The organism is Streptomyces sp. NPDC002564 (assembly GCF_042889645.1).
In the GTDB taxonomy this organism is placed as follows: Bacteria; Actinomycetota; Actinomycetes; order Streptomycetales; family Streptomycetaceae; genus Streptomyces.
Genome location: NZ_JBIARE010000003.1, coordinates 100,587 through 117,375 on the forward strand (window position 1 = coordinate 100,587; position 16,789 = coordinate 117,375).

At 71.1% G+C, this 16,789-nt stretch carries 13 protein-coding genes; 4 read left to right on the forward strand and 9 right to left on the reverse strand.

Translation table 11 applies throughout. The features are described from left to right. Positions 1-144 precede the first annotated feature (144 nt). The 4 genes from ACFYXE_RS12030 to coxB all read right to left on the reverse strand — a co-directional run bounded on the left by ACFYXE_RS12030 (position 145) and on the right by coxB (position 4,626). A complete protein-coding gene (locus ACFYXE_RS12030) occupies positions 145-1,392 on the reverse strand; it encodes an Ig-like domain-containing protein (protein WP_361181684.1) in 1,248 nt (415 codons plus the stop codon). A 134-nt stretch (positions 1,393-1,526) separates the two neighbouring features. After that, the gene (locus ACFYXE_RS12035) at positions 1,527-1,925 is read right to left on the reverse strand and encodes a cytochrome c oxidase subunit 4 (protein WP_361181654.1); all 399 of its coding nucleotides are present in this window, start codon (positions 1,923-1,925) and stop codon (positions 1,527-1,529) included. After that, on the reverse strand, positions 1,922-3,667 hold the full coding sequence (gene ctaD / locus ACFYXE_RS12040; protein WP_389311595.1) for a cytochrome c oxidase subunit I: 1,746 nt from the start codon (positions 3,665-3,667) through the stop codon (positions 1,922-1,924). The genes ACFYXE_RS12035 and ctaD overlap by 4 nt, the downstream gene beginning before the upstream one ends. Continuing rightward, on the reverse strand, positions 3,664-4,626 hold the full coding sequence (gene coxB, locus ACFYXE_RS12045; protein WP_361181280.1) for a cytochrome c oxidase subunit II: 963 nt from the start codon (positions 4,624-4,626) through the stop codon (positions 3,664-3,666). Before coxB ends, ctaD begins: the two co-directional genes overlap by 4 nt. A gap of 361 nt (positions 4,627-4,987) precedes the next feature. On the opposite strand from coxB, the gene ACFYXE_RS12050 reads away from it, so the two are divergent. After that, entirely contained in the window at positions 4,988-6,370 is a 1,383-nt protein-coding gene (locus ACFYXE_RS12050; RefSeq protein ID WP_389311598.1) for a cysteine desulfurase/sulfurtransferase TusA family protein, read from the forward strand. Here the strand turns inward: ACFYXE_RS12050 and ACFYXE_RS12055 are convergent, their stop codons facing one another. Next, complete coding sequence (locus tag ACFYXE_RS12055) at positions 6,371-7,345, reverse strand: carbohydrate kinase family protein (RefSeq protein WP_389311600.1); 975 nt, start codon at positions 7,343-7,345, stop codon at positions 6,371-6,373. It abuts the gene before it with no gap. Between the two features lie 134 nt (positions 7,346-7,479). On the opposite strand from ACFYXE_RS12055, the gene ACFYXE_RS12060 reads away from it, so the two are divergent. Next, complete coding sequence (locus ACFYXE_RS12060; protein WP_361181281.1) at positions 7,480-7,707, forward strand: hypothetical protein; 228 nt, start codon at positions 7,480-7,482, stop codon at positions 7,705-7,707. A gap of 151 nt (positions 7,708-7,858) precedes the next feature. Continuing rightward, the gene (locus ACFYXE_RS12065) at positions 7,859-9,361 is read left to right on the forward strand and encodes a hypothetical protein (RefSeq protein WP_389311602.1); all 1,503 of its coding nucleotides are present in this window, start codon (positions 7,859-7,861) and stop codon (positions 9,359-9,361) included. Between the two features lie 91 nt (positions 9,362-9,452). Here ACFYXE_RS12065 and ACFYXE_RS12070 read toward each other — a convergent pair whose 3' ends face one another. Next, entirely contained in the window at positions 9,453-9,809 is a 357-nt protein-coding gene (locus ACFYXE_RS12070) for an iron-sulfur cluster assembly accessory protein (protein ID WP_030933606.1), read from the reverse strand. Between the two features lie 290 nt (positions 9,810-10,099). Between ACFYXE_RS12070 and nadA the strand changes: the two genes are divergently transcribed. Then, positions 10,100-11,305 carry a quinolinate synthase NadA gene (gene nadA, locus ACFYXE_RS12075; protein WP_389311604.1) on the forward strand — a complete coding sequence of 402 codons (1,206 nt, stop codon included), beginning with the start codon at positions 10,100-10,102 and terminating at the stop codon, positions 11,303-11,305. A gap of 112 nt (positions 11,306-11,417) precedes the next feature. Here the strand turns inward: nadA and ACFYXE_RS12080 are convergent, their stop codons facing one another. The 3 genes from ACFYXE_RS12080 to ACFYXE_RS12090 form a co-directional block, all read right to left on the reverse strand. Further along, positions 11,418-14,561: an efflux RND transporter permease subunit gene (locus ACFYXE_RS12080; RefSeq protein ID WP_389311607.1), complete on the reverse strand. Its 3,144-nt coding sequence runs from the start codon at positions 14,559-14,561 to the stop codon at positions 11,418-11,420. A 197-nt stretch (positions 14,562-14,758) separates the two neighbouring features. Next, positions 14,759-15,439, reverse strand: a complete 681-nt coding sequence (locus ACFYXE_RS12085) for a response regulator transcription factor (protein WP_361180742.1) — start codon at positions 15,437-15,439, stop codon at positions 14,759-14,761. After that, positions 15,436-16,656, reverse strand: coding sequence for a histidine kinase (locus ACFYXE_RS12090; protein WP_361180743.1), 1,221 nt, complete (start codon positions 16,654-16,656; stop codon positions 15,436-15,438). The genes ACFYXE_RS12085 and ACFYXE_RS12090 overlap by 4 nt, the downstream gene beginning before the upstream one ends. Positions 16,657-16,789 lie beyond the last annotated feature (133 nt).

Sequence of the window (16,789 nt, forward strand, 5' to 3'; positions counted from 1 at the left end):
CCGGGGGGGGGGGGGGGGGGGGGGGGGGGGGGGGGGGGGGGGGGGCGGGGGGCCCCGGGGGGGGGGCATTCCCCCCGCGGGGGGGCCCCGGCCGGGGGGGCCCCCCCCCTCTCGTATGCCCCTGAGAGCCTCTCTGCGGGCCCGCTAGACCCGCGGCCGCAGCCTGGCCGCGTCGGCCACCGCGGGGCCCTCCTTGGTGCCGGAGAGCAACTCGCTGCCCTCCCGCCACTTCTTCCAACTCATGTTCCAGTCGCCGAGGCCGTTGCCGAAGGTCGGCATGTCCTCGCCGTAGCTGTTCACGACCTCCACGAGGTCGCCCTGGCGGACGGTCTCGTAGAACCAGGCGGCGTCCCCGGTGCTCATGCCGGTGCAGCCGTGGCTGGTGTTCGCGTAGCCCTGCGATCCCACCGACCAGGGCGCGGCGTGCACGTACTCGCCGGAGTCGGTGACGCGCGTCGCGTAGTAGACCTGCTTGTCGTAGAAGTCCGACGCCCCGATGCTCGCACTGGTCATGCGTACGGAGTACTCCTTGCCGAGCACCACCTTGACGCCGTTGCGCGTGGAGTAGCCCGGCTTGCCCGTGGTGACCGGCATGGAGTTGATCTCCTCGCCGTTGCGGTAGACCGTCATGTAGTGCGAGGAGGCGTCCGTGATGGCCTCCACGCGGTCGCCGATGGTGAGCTTGAGCGGCTTGGCCTCGGCGCCCCACAGCTTGTCGGTGACCTTGAGGCCCTCCAGGTTGCTGGAGACCTTCACGGTGGCGCCCGCGGGCCAGTACTCCTTGGGGCGGTAGTGCAGCGTCTTGCTGTCCACCCAGTACCAGGAGCCCTCCGTGGCGGGCACCGAGCGGACCTTCAGGGCGCGCTCGACGGTGGCTCTGGCCTCCTTGTTCTTCACCTTGGAGCTGAGCTTGGCCGTGACGGGCTGCCCGACGCCGTAGGTGCCCGCGTCGGGGCCGAAGGTGACCTTCAGCCGCTTCTTCTTCTCGGGCACGTTCGTGTCGAAGGTCATGACCTTGCGGCCCGGCGAGCCCTCTTCGTCCTCGGTGCTGACCCGGACCGTGTAGTGGGCGCCTGCCGCCAGCGGAGCGGTGCTGTGCCAGCGGGCGCCGTCGGCGGCGAGCTCACCCGCCACGTACCGCCCCATCGCGTCGGTGGCCGTCACATCCGTGATGCGCCCGTCCTCGCCCTGGGCGGTGACCTCCAGGGGCTTGTCCGGGTCCGCCTTCTGACTGCCCACCGGGCCGTTGAAGGCGATCTGGCCGGCCGCGTCGTACGGCTTCGCCGAGAGCGGGTGGCCGTCGGAGCTGCCGCAGGCGGTGGTCCCCGCGCCGAGGGCGGCCACCAGCATCGTGCAGCTCAGTACCGTGCGAATTCGCGGTGAGTGGCTCATGAACACACGGTATGAAGATTCGTCAGGTCCGGCGCGGCGAGTGACCCGTCCGAGGGGCGTGTCCGGCATGCCGAAGGGCCCGAATCCTCCTTTCGGGGGATCCGGGCCCTTCGGGTGCGGCCAGAGCTACAGACTCACTGGGTCTGGTTCTCGCCGCGGTAGTACTCGAACACCCAGCCCCACAGGCCGATCAGGATGATCGGGGCCGAGAAGTACAGCAGCCACCAGCCGAAGACGACGCCCAGGAAGGCGAGCGCGCCACCGATGCCCAGCGAGAGCGGCTGCCAGCTGTGCGGGCTGAAGAAGCCCACCTCGCCGGCCTCGTCCGCGACGTCGGCCTCCTTGTTGTCCTGTGCCGACGCGTCGACCCGCCGGGCCGTGAAGGCCAGGTAGTAGCCGATCATGATGCACAGGCCGAAGGCCAGGAAGAGCGCCGTGGTACCGGCGGGCTCCTTCGACCACACGCCATAGACGATCGCCATGGCGAGGACGAAGACGCTCAGCCAGATGAACATCTTGCCCTGGATCTTCACTTGCCGGCCTCCTTGCCGCCCGCGAGCGCTGCCTTGTCTGCGGACCCGTGACCGTGCTCCTCGAGGTGGTCGAGGGCCGCGATCTCAGGGTGGTGCAGGTCGAACGCCGGCGATTCCGAGCGGATGCGCGGCAGGGTGAGGAAGTTGTGCCGCGGCGGCGGGCAGGACGTCGCCCACTCGAGCGAGCGGCCGTAGCCCCACGGGTCGTCGACCTCGACCTTCTTGCCGTACTTGGCGGTCTTCCAGATGTTGTAGAAGAACGGCAGGATCGACAGGCCGAGCAGGAACGAACAGATCGTCGAGATCGTGTTCAGAGCGGTGAAGCCGTCGGCGTGCAGGTAGTCCGCGTACCGGCGGGGCATGCCCTCGGCACCCAGCCAGTGCTGCACCAGGAACGTGCCGTGGAAGCCGACGAACAGCGTCCAGAAGGTGATCTTGCCGAGGCGCTCGTCCAGCATCTTGCCGGTGAACTTCGGCCACCAGAAGTGGAAGCCGGAGAACATCGCGAAGACCACGGTGCCGAAGACGACGTAGTGGAAGTGCGCGACCACGAAGTACGAGTCCGAGACGTGGAAGTCCATCGGCGGCGAGGCCAGGATGACGCCCGTCAGACCACCGAAGGTGAAGGTGATCAGGAAGCCGACCGCCCACAGCATCGGGGTCTCGAAGGACAAGGACCCCTTCCACATCGTTCCGATCCAGTTGAAGAACTTCACACCGGTTGGTACGGCGATGAGGAACGTCATGAAGGAGAAGAACGGTAGGAGCACGCCGCCGGTGACGTACATGTGGTGCGCCCACACCGTCACGGACAGGCCGGCGATCGCGATGGTCGCGCCGATCAGACCCATGTAGCCGAACATCGGCTTGCGGGAGAAGACCGGGATGACCTCGGAGATGATGCCGAAGAATGGCAACGCGATGATGTACACCTCTGGATGGCCGAAGAACCAGAAGAGGTGTTGCCAGAGCAATGCCCCGCCATTGGCGGCGTCGAAGACATGGGCACCGAATTTACGGTCCGCCTCCAGGGCGAACAGCGCGGCGGCCAGGACCGGGAAGGCCAGCAGGACCAGAACGGCCGTCAGCAGGACGTTCCAGACGAAGATCGGCATGCGGAACATCGTCATGCCCGGAGCGCGCATGCAGATGATCGTGGTGATGAAGTTGACCGAGCCGAGGATCGTGCCGAAGCCGGAGAAGGCCAGACCCATGATCCACATGTCGGCGCCGATGCCCGGCGAGCGGACCGCGTCCGACAGCGGGCTGTAGGCGAACCAGCCGAAGTCGGCCGCACCCTGCGGGGTGAGGAAGCCGCCCACCGCGATCAGCGAGCCGAACAGGTACAGCCAGTAGGCGAACATGTTCAGTCGCGGGAAGGCGACGTCGGGGGCGCCGATCTGCAGCGGCATGATCCAGTTCGCGAAGCCGGCGAACAGCGGCGTCGCGAACATCAGCAGCATGATCGTGCCGTGCATCGTGAACGCCTGGTTGAACTGCTCGTTCGACATGATCTGCGTGCCGGGCCGGGCGAGTTCGGCGCGCATGAAGAGCGCCATGACGCCGCCGATGCAGAAGAACGCGAACGACGTGACCAGATACAGCGTGCCGATCGTCTTGTGGTCAGTGGTGGTCAGCCACTTGATGACGACGTTTCCCGGCTGCTTGCGCCTGACCGGCAGCTCGTTCTCGTACGAGTCTTCTGCTGCCGCGGCACCCTGGGGTTCGTTGAGGATGCTCACAGGTTGTTCGTCTCCCGGTTCTTCTCGTGGGGCGTCTGCTCGATGCCGGCCGGGATGTAACCGGTCTGGTTCTTCTTCGCCAGGTCCTCGAGGTGCTGCTGGTAGCGCTCGGGAGAGACGACCTTGACGTTGAAGAGCATCCGGGAGTGGTCGACGCCGCAGAGCTCGGCACACTTGCCCATGAAGGTGCCCTCCTTGTTCGGAGTCACCTCGAAGGCATTGGTGTGGCCCGGGATGACGTCCTGCTTCATCAGGAACGGCACCACCCAGAAGGAGTGGATGACGTCACGCGAAGTCAGTACGAAGCGGACCTTCTCGCCCTTGGGGAGCCAGAGGGTCGGCCCGGGGTTGCCGTTCTGGGGGTTGCGCTGGCCGGGCGTGCCGACGTCGTAGACACCGTTGGCGTCCGCCGGGAAGTCCTTGCGGAACTTGTCCGGGATCGCTTCCAGGTCCTTGGACGTCTTGGCGTTGTCCTTGCCGCCGCCCGGGACGTTCTCGACGTAGTTGAAGCCCCAGCTCCACTGGAAGCCGACCACGTTGACCGTGTGGGCGGGCTTGTCGTCGAGCTTGAGGAGCTTGGACTCGTCACGTGCCGTGAAGTAGAAGAGAACCGACACGATGATGAGCGGAACCACCGTGTACAGCGCCTCGATGGGCATGTTGTAACGCGTCTGCGCCGGTACTTCCACCTTGGTGCGGCTGCGCCGGTGGAAGATGACGCTCCACAGGATCAGGCCCCAGACCAGCACGCCCGTGGCGAGCGCTGCCGCCCACGAGCCCTGCCAGAGGGAGAGAATCCGCGGAGCCTCTTCCGTTACCGGGGTGGGCATTCCAAGGCGGGGGAAATCCTTGTATGTGCAACCGGTGGCGGTCGCCAGGATCAGGCCCGCAGTCAGCACCTGCGGCAGCTTCCGCCGCATCGGGCGCCGCGACGAGCGGTCGGAGCCGTTGGGACTCACGTAGCGCCTTCCCGAGAGTCTCGCCCGCGCGGTCGGCTGCGGCCTCCACGCTGGTCGGTCGCCGCCCTGCTGCGGGCAGGGGTTTGGATGTTTATGCGGACCAAACCCTACTGGACGCTATTTGGGGTCGCGCGGGGAGGGTGCCTAACGCGCCGCGGGTCACTCCGAAGGGTGGGACGGGGCGCCGTCGGGCGCTTTCTGACGGGGGGTCGGGAGGGCCGCCGGGGTGGGGGGACCTGGGGGTTTGCGGGTGCGGGCGTCCGGTGGCCCGGCGCGCGGCCGCCCGCGCCCCCGACGGGGGGCGCTCCCGTGGGACGGGCCCCTCGGGGTGGTCCGGTCGATCACGTCATAGCGTTGACGCGTGCCCTACTTCGATGCCGCCTCCTCCGCTCCCCTGCACCCCGTCGCCCGGCAGGCCCTGACCGCCTCGCTCGACGAGGGCTGGGCCGACCCGGCCCGGCTCTACCGCGAGGGGCGGCGGGCCCGGCTGCTGCTCGACGCCGCGCGCGAGGCGGCCGCCGACGCGGTGGGCTGCCGCCCCGACGAGCTCTCCTTCACCTCGTCCGGCACCCGTGCCGTGCACTCCGGGACGGCCGGTGCGCTCGCCGCGCGTCGGCGTGTCGGAGACCACCTGATCGTGTCGGCGGTCGAACACTCGTCGGTGCTCCATTCGGCCGAGGCCCACGCGGCGGGCGGCGGCGCGGTGACCGAGGTGGCCGTCGACCGAGGCGGCGCGGTGGCGCCGGACGCCTTCGCCGCCGCGCTGCGCGAGGACACCGCGCTGGCCTGTCTGCAGTCGGCCAACCACGAGGTCGGCACCGAGCAGCCGGTCGCCGAGGTGGCCGCCCGCTGCCGGGCCGCGGGGGTGCCGCTGCTGGTCGACGCGGCCCAGTCGCTGCCCTGGGGGGCGGTCGACGGAGAGTGGTCGCTGCTGACGGGCAGCGCGCACAAGTGGGGCGGGCCCGCCGGGGTCGGCCTGCTCGTGGTGCGCAAGGGAGTGCGGTTCGCGCCGCAAGGTCCCGCCGACGAGCGGGAGTCGGGGCGGGCCGCCGGGTTCGAGAACATCCCGGCGATCGTCGCGGCGGCGGCCTCGCTGCGGGCGGTGCGGGCCGAGGCGGCGGCGGAGGGCGCGCGGCTGCGGGAGCTGACGGAGCGGATCCGGGCCCGGGTGCCCGGTCTGGTGCCGGACGTGGAGGTGGTGGGCGACCCGGTGCGCAGGCTGCCGCACCTGGTCACCTTCTCCTGTCTCTATGTCGACGGGGAGACACTGCTGCACGAGCTGGACCGGGCCGGGTTCTCCGTGTCGTCCGGGTCCTCGTGCACCAGCTCGACGCTGACGCCGAGCCATGTGCTCCGGGCGATGGGGGTGCTGAGCGAGGGGAACGTCCGGGTGTCGCTGCCGGTGGGCACGGAGGCGGCGGAGGTGGAGCGGTTCCTCGACATGCTGCCGGGGGCCGTGGCGGAGGTGCGCCGCAGGCTCGGCGCGCCGTCGGTCGCGCCGGGGGCGCGCGAGGAGTCCGCGTCGCTGGTCGTCGACGCGCTCGGCAAGCGGTGCCCGATCCCCGTCATCGAGCTCGCGAAGGTGATCGGGGACGTGCCGGTGGGCGGGACGGTGACCGTGCTCGCGGACGACGAGGCGGCGCGCCTGGACATCCCGGCCTGGTGCGAGATGCGCGGCCAGGAGTACGTGGGTGAGCGCCCGGCGGACCACGGCGCCGCTTATGTGGTCCGCCGGAGCTCGTGATCAGGCCAGGTGCGCCTGGACCTCGGCGGCGGCCTCGTGGCCGTAGGCCTTGGTGAAGCGGTCCAGGAAGTTGCTGCGGCGCAGCTCGTACTCCTGGGTGCCGACGGTCTCGATGACCAGCGTGGCCAGCATGCAGCCGACCTGCGCGGCGCGCTCGTGGGAGACGCCCCAGGCCAGGCCGGACAGGAAGCCGGCGCGGAAGGCGTCGCCGACGCCGGTCGGCTCGACCTTCGCCTCCTCCTCCGGCACGCCGACCTCGATCGGGTCCTGTCCGGTGGCCTCGATACGCACGCCGCGCGAGCCGAGCGTCGTCACGCGGTGGCCGACCTTGGCGAGGATCTCGGCGTCGGTCCAGCCGGTCTTGGACTCGATCAGGCCCTTCTCGTACTCGTTGGAGAAGAGGTAGGTGGCGCCCTCCAGGAGGGTGCGGATCTCCTCGCCCTCCATGCGCGCGATCTGCTGGGAGAAGTCGGCGGCGAAGGGGATCCCGCGGGAGCGGCACTCCTCGGTGTGGCGGAGCATCGCCTCGGGGTCGTCGGCGCCGATCAGGACGAGGTCGAGACCGCCCACGCGGTCGGCGACCGTCTTCAGCTCGATGAGGCGGGCCTCGCTCATCGCGCCCGTGTAGAAGGAGCCGATCTGGTTGTGGTCGGCGTCCGTGGTGCAGACGAACCGCGCGGTATGCAGCGTCTCGGAGATCCGCACGGAGGCCGTGTCCACGCCGTGCCGGTCGAGCCAGGCGCGGTACTCGCCGAAGTCGGAGCCCGCGGCGCCGACCAGGACCGGCCGGCTGCCGAGCTGGCCCATGCCGAAGGAGATGTTGGCGGCGACGCCTCCGCGGCGCACGTCGAGGGCGTCGACGAGGAAAGAGAGGGAGACCGTGTGCAACTGATCCGCGACCAGCTGGTCGGCGAAGCGGCCGGGGAAGGTCATCAGGTGGTCGGTGGCGATGGAGCCGGTGACTGCAATACGCACGGCTGGATGCTCCTGTGGAGGAGAGGCGGGGATTGACAGTTCACGCTACCGGGTCGAGGCACCGCCGCTGAAGTGCCAAAACTACCCGATAGTAGGGCTTTTTTCGTGGGTGGCCCGATGCATACGGTGCCGTTATGACCCTTATCCAGAAGGATGTCGTCCTGACGCGTCGCGGCGCGCCCACCACCGAGCTCCCGGAGAGCATGGAGACCCTGCGGGGCGACTGCGCCCGGATGGTGCCGCACTGGGCGGTGCCGGCCGTCGCCGCGGCCGCCCCCGTGCCGCCCTCGCTGATCCACGGGATCACCGTCCCGTCCGCCTCCGCCCGCCTGATCGGCGAAATGCCCGATTACGGCTACTGAGGGCGGCTGATTCCGCGCCCTGGCGCGCGTCCGGGGAACCGTGCGCTCCCCTGCCGCGTCCCATCGCCGTCCCCCGTGAAGGGGACGTCGGATACGACGAAGCCCACCTGTGGGATGTCAGGGACAGCAGTGCAGTCGAAGGAGCGATGCGGTGAGCACCGAGCGATCCGATCATGAGGCGGCCGAGCCGCAGCGCCGGCGGGCCCGCCTGGCCGTCGCCTCGGTCGCGGCCACCGTGCTGCTGGTCGGCGGCGGTGGCGCGTACGTCGCGGCGACCGCTTCCGGCGGTGGCGGCGGCAGCGACGGGGCACCGGCGGGCGACGGCGGCGACGATCCGCCGCCGCTCGCCCTGGACGGTTATCCGGCCGCCGACCGGCAGAGCGGTGACGGGACCCCGGGCGGCACCGGCGGCATCGCCCCGGGCGAGCCCGACCCGAGCGGCGCCGTGTACCGCGCCACCGGCAAGCTGCCCGGGGGCCCGGAGTCGGCCGCCGTGCACCACGCGCGGGGCGAGGTCACCCGGGACGAGGTGGCGGACCTGGCCGCGGCGCTCGGCGTGCGCGGTACGCCGACGTCGCGGGACGGCGCCTGGAAGGTGGGCGGGGACAAGGACGGCACGGGGCCGACGCTGCAGGTGAACAAGCAGGCGCCGGGCACCTGGACCTACGCCCGGCACGGCACCGGGGGCACCGACGACTGCCCCAGGGGCAAGCCCTGTTCCGGCACCTCGACCGCGCCCGGCGGGGAGCCGGGGGACGCGGTGGACGAGCAGGCCGCCAAGAAGGCCGCGGCCCCGGTCCTCAAGGCGCTCGGCCAGGACGACGCCAAGCTCGACGCCCGCCAGCTGATGGGCGCCGTCCGGGTGGTGAACGCCGACCCGAAGGTCGACGGGCTGCCCACGTACGGCTGGTCGACCGGGATCCAGGTCGGCGCGGGCGGCGAAGTGGTCGGCGGGAGCGGCCAGTTGAAGGAGCCGGTCAAGGGGGCGACGTACCCGGTGATCGGCGCCCGGGAGGCCCTGGACCAGCTGAACGGCTCGCGCACCGACGGGCGGGGCGGCATCGCCGGGTGCGCGACCCCCGTGCCGCACGCCGACGACGCGACGCAGGGCGAGGGCGGCACGGGCGCCGGGAAGCAGGCGCCGTGCGAGCCGTCGTCCGAGGCGCCGAAGCCGCGGCCGGTCGCCGTCAGCGGCGCCACGTTCGGCCTCGCGACGCACTTCGTGGACGGCCGGCAGACCCTCGTGCCGTCCTGGCTGTTCGAGGTGAAGCCGAGCGGCGCGCGGGACACCTTCACGGTGACGCACCCGGCCGTCGCCCCGAAGTACCTGACGCCGCCCGGCGGTTCCGGCTCGCCCACGCCCTCGGACCGGCCCGGCGACGGGGACTCCGGGCACGGCTCGGCGGCCGTGGAGTCCTACAGCGCCGACGGGACGTCGCTGACCGTGCACTTCTGGGGCGGCGTGTGCAGTGAGTACGCCGCGTCCGCGAAGGAGCGGGGCGACCGCGTGACCGTCACCGTCGCCGAGACGCACCAGAAGGGCGGCATGTGCGTGAAGGTCGCCAAGAAGCTCTCGGAGACCGTCACCCTCGACAAGCCGCTCGGCGACCGCACGGTCGTGGACGGCCGGGGCGGGACGGTCCGGGCGAAGTAGCGCGGGCCCGCGCCACGCCCGGCACACACAGAGGCGGCGGCCCCCCGGAGATCCGGGGGGCCGCCGCCTTCGCGCGTGGGTACCCGCAGCGTCAGCTGAAGGAGTCGCCGCAGGCGCAGGAGCCCGTGGCGTTCGGGTTGTCGATCGTGAAGCCCTGCTTCTCGATGGTGTCCACGAAGTCGATGGAGGCGCCGCCCAGGTAGGGAGCGCTCATCCGGTCGGTGACGACCTTGACGCCGTCGAAGTCCTTCACGACGTCGCCGTCGAGCGAACGCTCGTCGAAGAACAGCTGGTAGCGCAGGCCCGAGCAGCCGCCGGGCTGAACGGCGACGCGCAGCGCCAGGTCGTCCCGGCCCTCCTGCTCCAGCAGGCCCTTCACCTTGGCCGCGGCGGCGTCCGACAGGAGGATGCCGTCGCTCACGGTGGTGGTCTCGTCCGATACGGACATCTGCTTCTCTCCCGGGTTGTACGGAGACTGCTTGCCGACGGTTGCAACCGGCGGGGCCGCGGATTCATTCCGGGCCGAGCGCTTACGTCCTTGCCCCTTCATGCTCGCACATGGCGCCGGGTGGGACACCGGGCCCGGGGGCGGCGAATGCGTCACATCGACACTATCGCCGTCGTCAAAGTGACGTGAAGCGGTTATGATAGATAACGTCAATTCGACGAAAAGGCTTTCCGGTGCCAGCCACGGCTCCACCGGAGCGGCTCCCGCCGCGCATACACAGATCAGAAAGGGTGCGTGTCGTGACCACCGCCCAGTCCCCCGCGAACCGCGTGGACCTCGATGTTCAGCCCACCCCGCTCGCCCTCCTGCTGCTCGGCCGCGAGGCCGACCCGCGGAGCGAGCGCGGCGTGGAGTGCCCGGGGGACCTGCCCTCCCCCTCCGACCCGGACCTGGTGGAGCGCGCCCGCGCCGCCAAGGAGAAGCTCGGCGGGAAGGTCTTCGTGCTGGGGCACCACTACCAGCGCGACGAGGTCATCCAGTTCGCCGACGTCACCGGTGACTCGTTCAAGCTGGCGCGCGACGCCGCCGCCCGGCCGGACGCCGAGTACATCGTCTTCTGCGGCGTGCACTTCATGGCCGAGTCCGCCGACATCCTGACGACGGACGACCAGAAGGTCGTCCTGCCGGACCTGGCCGCCGGCTGCTCGATGGCCGACATGGCCACCGCCGAGCAGGTCGCCGAGTGCTGGGACGTGCTGACCGACGCCGGGATCGCCGAGCAGGTCGTGCCCGTCTCGTACATGAACTCCTCCGCCGACATCAAGGCGTTCACCGGCAAGCACGGCGGCACGATCTGCACGTCGTCCAATGCCCGGCGCGCCCTGGAGTGGGCCTTCGAGCAGGGCGAGAAGGTGCTGTTCCTGCCCGACCAGCACCTGGGCCGCAACACCGCCGTGCGCGACATGGGCTTCTCGCTCGACGACTGCGTCGTCTACAACCCGCACAAGCCGAACGGCGGCCTGACCGTCGAGCAGCTGCGCGACGCGAAGATGATCCTGTGGCGCGGGCACTGCTCGGTGCACGGCCGCTTCTCGCTGGAGTCCGTGGCGGATGTGCGCGCCCGGATCCCCGGCGTCAACGTCCTGGTGCACCCCGAGTGCAAGCACGAGGTCGTCGCCGCGGCCGACCACGTGGGCTCGACCGAGCACATCATCAAGACGCTGGAGGCGGCCCCGGCCGGCTCCAAGTGGGCCATCGGCACCGAGCTGAACCTGGTCCGCCGCCTGGCGAACCGTTTCGCCGCCGAGGACAAGGAGATCGTCTTCCTCGACAAGACGGTCTGCTTCTGCTCGACCATGAACCGCATCGACCTGCCGCACCTGGTGTGGACCCTGGAGTCGCTGGCCGAGGGCAACCTGGTCAACCGGATCGAGGTCGACCGCGAGACCGAGCAGTTCGCGAAGCTGGCCCTGGAGCGGATGCTGGCGCTGCCGTAGTCCGCCCGCGCCCTCCCGCCGGGAGGCCGTGACGCACCGACGGGGTGCCCCTCGGACCGAGGGGCACCCCGTCGTGCTGTTCGCCGGGCGGCCGGGCCCGGTGGACGCGTCCCTAGAGCGTCGCCGCCTCCGGGGAATCGGCGGCCGGTGCCGGGCCGCTGCCGTCCTTCTTCGCCCGCTTCGCCGCGCGCTTGGCGCGCCTGCGCTCCTTGCGGAGCTCCACCATCGCGTACAGCGTCGGTACGAGGAGGAGGGTCAGCAGCGTCGACGTGATCAGGCCGCCGATCACCACGACCGCGAGCGGCTGGGCGATGAAGCCGCCCTCGCCCGTGACGCCCAGCGCCATCGGCAGCAGCGCGAAGATCGTCGCCAGGGCCGTCATGAGGATCGGGCGGAGCCGGTGCCGGCCGCCCTCGACGACCGCCTCGATCGTCCCGTAGCCCTGCTTGCGGTACTGGTTGATGAGGTCGATCAGCACGATGGCGTTGGTGACCACGATGCCGATGAGCATCAGCATGCCGATCATCGCCGGGACGCCCATCGGGGTGTCCGTGGCGACCAGCAGGCCGATCGCGCCCGTCGCCGCGAACGGGATGGAGACGAGCAGGATCAGCGGCTGCACCAGGGAGCGGAAGGTCGCGACCAGGAGCATGAAGACGATCGCGATCGCCGCCAGCATCGCCAGGCCCAGGGACCCGAAGGCCTCGTCCTGGTCCGCGGAGACGCCGCCGATCGAGGCGGTGGCCCCGTCCGGGAGCTTCAACGCGTCCAGCTTCTTGGTCAGGTCCGCGCCGACCGCGCCGGTGTTGTCGCCGGTCGGCTTCGCCGTGATGGTCGCGGCCCGCGCGCCGTCGATCCGGGTCATGGAGACGGGGCCGTCCACCAGCTTCACGTCGGCGATGGCGCCGAGCCGCACGCCGGGGGCGAGCGTCAGCTTCTTCAGCTGCCCGAGGGTCTCGGCCGGCTTCGCCGACTTGACGACGACGTCGCGCTCGGTGTCGTCGAGGATGGCTTTGCCGCTGGTGGTGCCGCGCACCGCCTGGGCGACGGCCTGGCCGAGGGTCGCGTCGTCGAATCCGGCGGCGGCCGCCGCGGCGTTGGCCCGCACCGAGATCCGCGGGACGCTCTGCGACAGGTCGCTCTGCACGTCGGTGACGTCGTCGAGGGTGGCGACCTCGTCGCGCACCCGCTCCGATGCCGTGCGCAGCACGTCCGCGTCGGCGGCCTTGACCACGACGCTCAGGTCCTGGCTGCCGAAGCCGTCACCGGCGGAGACGGTGGTCTGCCCGATCCCGGAGAGCTCGCCGAGCCCCTTCTCGACGCGGTCCTGGGTCTCCTCGTAGGAGGACTTGTCCTTGAGCGTGAGGGTGTACGAGGCCTGGTTGGTGTCCGTGCCACCGCCGAAGGCGGCCATGAAGCCGGAGGAGCCGACCGTGACCTGGTAGTCCTTGACCTCGTCGATGCCGGAGAGCATCTTCTCGATCTTCTTCGCCGCGTCGTCGGAGGCGGCCAGGCTGGTGCCCGGCTTCAGCTCCTGCTTGATGGTGAGGACTTCCTGCTCGCCCTGGTCGAAGAAGTTCGTCTTCAGGAGCGGCGCCATGCCGAACGTGCCGACCAGGATGACGAGCGCGATGCCGAGGCTGGTGAGGCGGCGGCGCGTCGCGAAGCGCAGGACCGGCACGTACAGCCGCTGGAGCCTGCTGCGGCTCTCCTTCTCCTCCGCCGTGCGGCGGGCCTCCTCCGGGTCGACGCCCTGGACCGACTTGGGGGCGCGCAGGAACCAGTACGACAGGACCGGCACGACCGTCAGCGAGACGAGCAGGGAGGCGAGCAGCGCCGCCGTGATCGTCAGCGAGAACGAGCCGAACAGCTCGCCGACCATGCCGCCGACCAGGCCGATGGGCAGGAACACCGCCACCGTGGTGAGGGTCGACGACGTGACGGCGCCCGCCACCTCGCGCACGGCCTTGAGGATGGCCTCCTCGCGCTCCTCGCCGTAGCCGAGGTGGCGCTTGATGTTCTCCAGGACGACGATCGAGTCGTCGACGACCCGGCCGATCGCGATGGTCAGCGCGCCCAGCGTGAGCATGTTCAGGGACAGGTCGCGGGTCCACAGCACGATCAGGGCGAGCACGACCGAGAGCGGGATGGAGACCGCGGTGACCAGCGTCGAGCGGATCGACGCGAGGAAGACCAGGATGATCACGACGGCGAAGACCAGGCCGAGCGCGCCCTCGGTGGTGAGGCCCTCGATGGACTGGGCGACGGCCGGGCCCTGGTCGCTGGCGACGGTGAGCTCGGCGCCGGAGCCGAGGTCCTCGCGCAGGCCGGGCAGCTTGTCCTTGACCGCGTCGGAGATGGCGACGGCGCTGCCGTCGTGGTCCATGGTGACCGCGACGGCGAGGCTGGGCTCGCCGTCGGTGCGGGTGATGGAGGTCGCCGCGGCCGGCTCCTGGCGGACGGTGGCGACATCGCCCAGGCGCACCGGCTTGCCCGTCCGCGCGCCGGGCTTCGGCTCGGGCGCGACGCGCAGCTCCTGGATCTGCCGCAGCGAGGTGAAGCCGCCGCCGACCTGCACGGTGCGGTTCTTGCCGCCCTCGTCGAAGGAGCCCGCGGGCAGCGTGGCGCCACCCGCCTGGAGCGCCTTGCCGAGCGCGGCCGGGGTCAGGCCCGCCTTCGCCAGCTTCGCGTCGTCGGGGGTGACGTTGACCTGGAGGTCGCGCACGCCGTCGACGGTGACCTGGCCGACGCCGTCGATGTCCTTCAGGGCCGGCACGACGGTGCGGTCCAGCTGGTCGGCGAGGGCCTGCTGGTCCTTGTCGGAGGTGGCGGAGAGGACGACGGTGGGGATGTCGTCGGTGGAGCCGGCGACGACCTGCGGGTCGACGTCGTCGGGGAGTTCGGCGCGGGCGCGGTTCACGGCCTGCTGGACGTCGGCGACGAGCTGCTTGGAGCCGCTGCCGTAGTCGAACCGGGCCATGAGGACGGCGTTGCCCTCGCTCGCCGTGGAGGTGATGCCGGTGATGCCGTCGACCGCGTCGATGGTGTTCTCGAGCGGCTCGACGACCTGCTTCTCGACCACGTCGGGGGACGCGCCCTGGTAGGGGGCCAGCACGGACACCATCGGCAGTTCGATGGAGGGCAGCAGCTGCTGTTTGAGCTGCGGTATCGCGATGGCGCCGAAGACGATCGCGATGATCGACATCAGCCCGACGAGCGCCCGTTGGGCAAGGCTGAACCTGGACAGCCAGGACATGGTGGTCTCTCTCTGTGGCGTGCGCGGGGGGAGCGTACGAGGCCGCGCGGGGCCGCGAGAGGGGCCCGGGACATGGGTGCCCGCGGCAAGCTTCGTGCGCCCCTCACACCCTCAGCCATCGCGCCGACCCCTGGCGTCCCTCGCAGGACCATTTCTCCCGGCGCCCGTACTGCGGGCGCAGTACGCCGCCCGCGGCGTCACTCCACCCGTGGACGTACCAGGCCCGATTCGTACGCGATGACGACGAGTTGGGCCCGGTCGCGGGCGCCGAGCTTGGCCATCGCGCGGTTCACGTGGGTCTTCACGGTGAGCGGGCTGACCTCGAGGCGCTCGGCGATCTCGTCGTTCGAGTGTCCGCCCGCGACCTGGACGAGGACCTCGCGCTCGCGTCCGGTGAGCGCGCCGAGCCGCTCGCCGCGGGCCGTGCCCTCGCCGTCCGAACCCTCGCCCTGCGCGAGGAACTTGGCGATCAGGCCCTTGGTGGCCGCCGGGGACAGCAGCGCGTCGCCGGCCGCCGCGACCCGGATGGCGCCGAGCAGTTCGTCGGGCTCCGCGCCCTTGCCGAGGAAGCCGGAGGCGCCCGCGCGCAGCGACTGCACCACGTACTCGTCGACCTCGAACGTCGTCAGCATGACCACCCGCACCTGGGCCAGCGAGGGATCCGCGCTGATCAGGCGGGTGGCGGCGAGGCCGTCCGTGCCGGGCATCCGGATGTCCATCAGGACCACGTCGGCCCGCTCGGACCTGGCGAGCGCGACCGCCTCCGCCCCGTCGGACGCCTCGCCGACCACCTCCATGTCGGGCTCGGAGTCGACGAGCACCTTGAACGCGCTGCGCAGCAGCGCCTGGTCGTCGGCGAGCAGTACGCGGATCGTCACGCGGTCCCTCCCTTTGCCGTGGTGACGGGAAGGATCGCATGGACGCGGAAGCCGCCGCCGTAGCGGGGCCCCGCGGTGCAGCTGCCGCCGAGGGCGGTGACGCGTTCGCGCATGCCGAGCAGGCCGTGGCCGCCGCCGTCGCTGTCCCGGCCGTCGTCCGGGGCGTGGCCGGGGCCGTCGTCGAGGACGGTGACCTCCACGTTCGGCCCCACCCGTACGACGCTCACCTCGGCCCTGGCCTCCTGTCCCGCGTGCTTCTGCACGTTGGTCAGCGCCTCCTGGATGATGCGGAACGCGGCGAGGTCGACGGCGGCCGCGAGGTCGAGGCCGACCTGGCCGAGGGCCACCTCCACCGGCAGGCCCGCGTTGCGGAAGGTGTCGACGAGCTCGTCGAGCCGGTGCAGGCCCGGGGCGGGTTCGGTGGGCGCCTCGGGGTCGCCGGTCTGCCGCAACAGGCCGACGGTGGCGCGCAGTTCGTTCAGCGCGGAGCGGCTGGCGTCGCGCACGTGCGAGAGGGCTTCCTTGGCCTGGTCGGGCCGCTTGTCCATGACGTGCGCGGCGACCCCGGCCTGCACGTTGACCAGGGCGATGTGGTGGGCGACCACGTCGTGCAGGTCGCGGGCGATGCGCAGCCGCTCCTCGGCGACGCGGCGCCTTGCCTCCTCCTCGCGGGTGCGTTCCGCCCGCTCGGCGCGCTCCCTTATGGCGTCCACGAAGGCGCGGCGGCTGCGGACGGCGTCGCCCGCGGCGGCGGCCATGCCGGTCCAGGCGAAGATGCCGAGGTTCTCCTGGGCGTACCAGGGCAGCGGTCCCGACAGCATCGCGACGCCGGTCAGTCCCGCCATGGTGACCAGACCGATCCGCCAGGTCGTGGAGCGGTCCGTGGTGGAGGCGACGGTGAACAGCGCGATGACGGCGCACATCACGACGGGGGCGCGGGGTTCGCCGGTGAGCAGCTCGACGATGGAGGCGGCGCAGGTCGCGGCGAGCACGGACCAGGGGGCGCGGCGGCGGAAGACCAGTGCGAGGGCGCCGCAGGCCATCAGGAGCAGGCTCGGCACGTCGGGGGTGCGGGCGCCCCAGGTGGGGCCGTGCTCTCCGTACGGCTCGGCGAAGGAGCCGACGACCATGCAGACGAGGGCGGCCGAGGCGAGGATCGCGTCGACGGCCAGGGGGTGTGTTCTGGCCCAGCCGCGGCCTCGAACGAGTGTGGTCACTCGCTCCACGGTACGGGGCCTGGGCGGCGGCCGGGGCGGGTCCTCTGTTCGCCTGGGCGGCGGGCCGTTTGGGGGCCTGAGGGGGGGTCTTTTACGTGCGGGTTTTGTTGGGCTGAGCGCGCAGTTCCTCGCG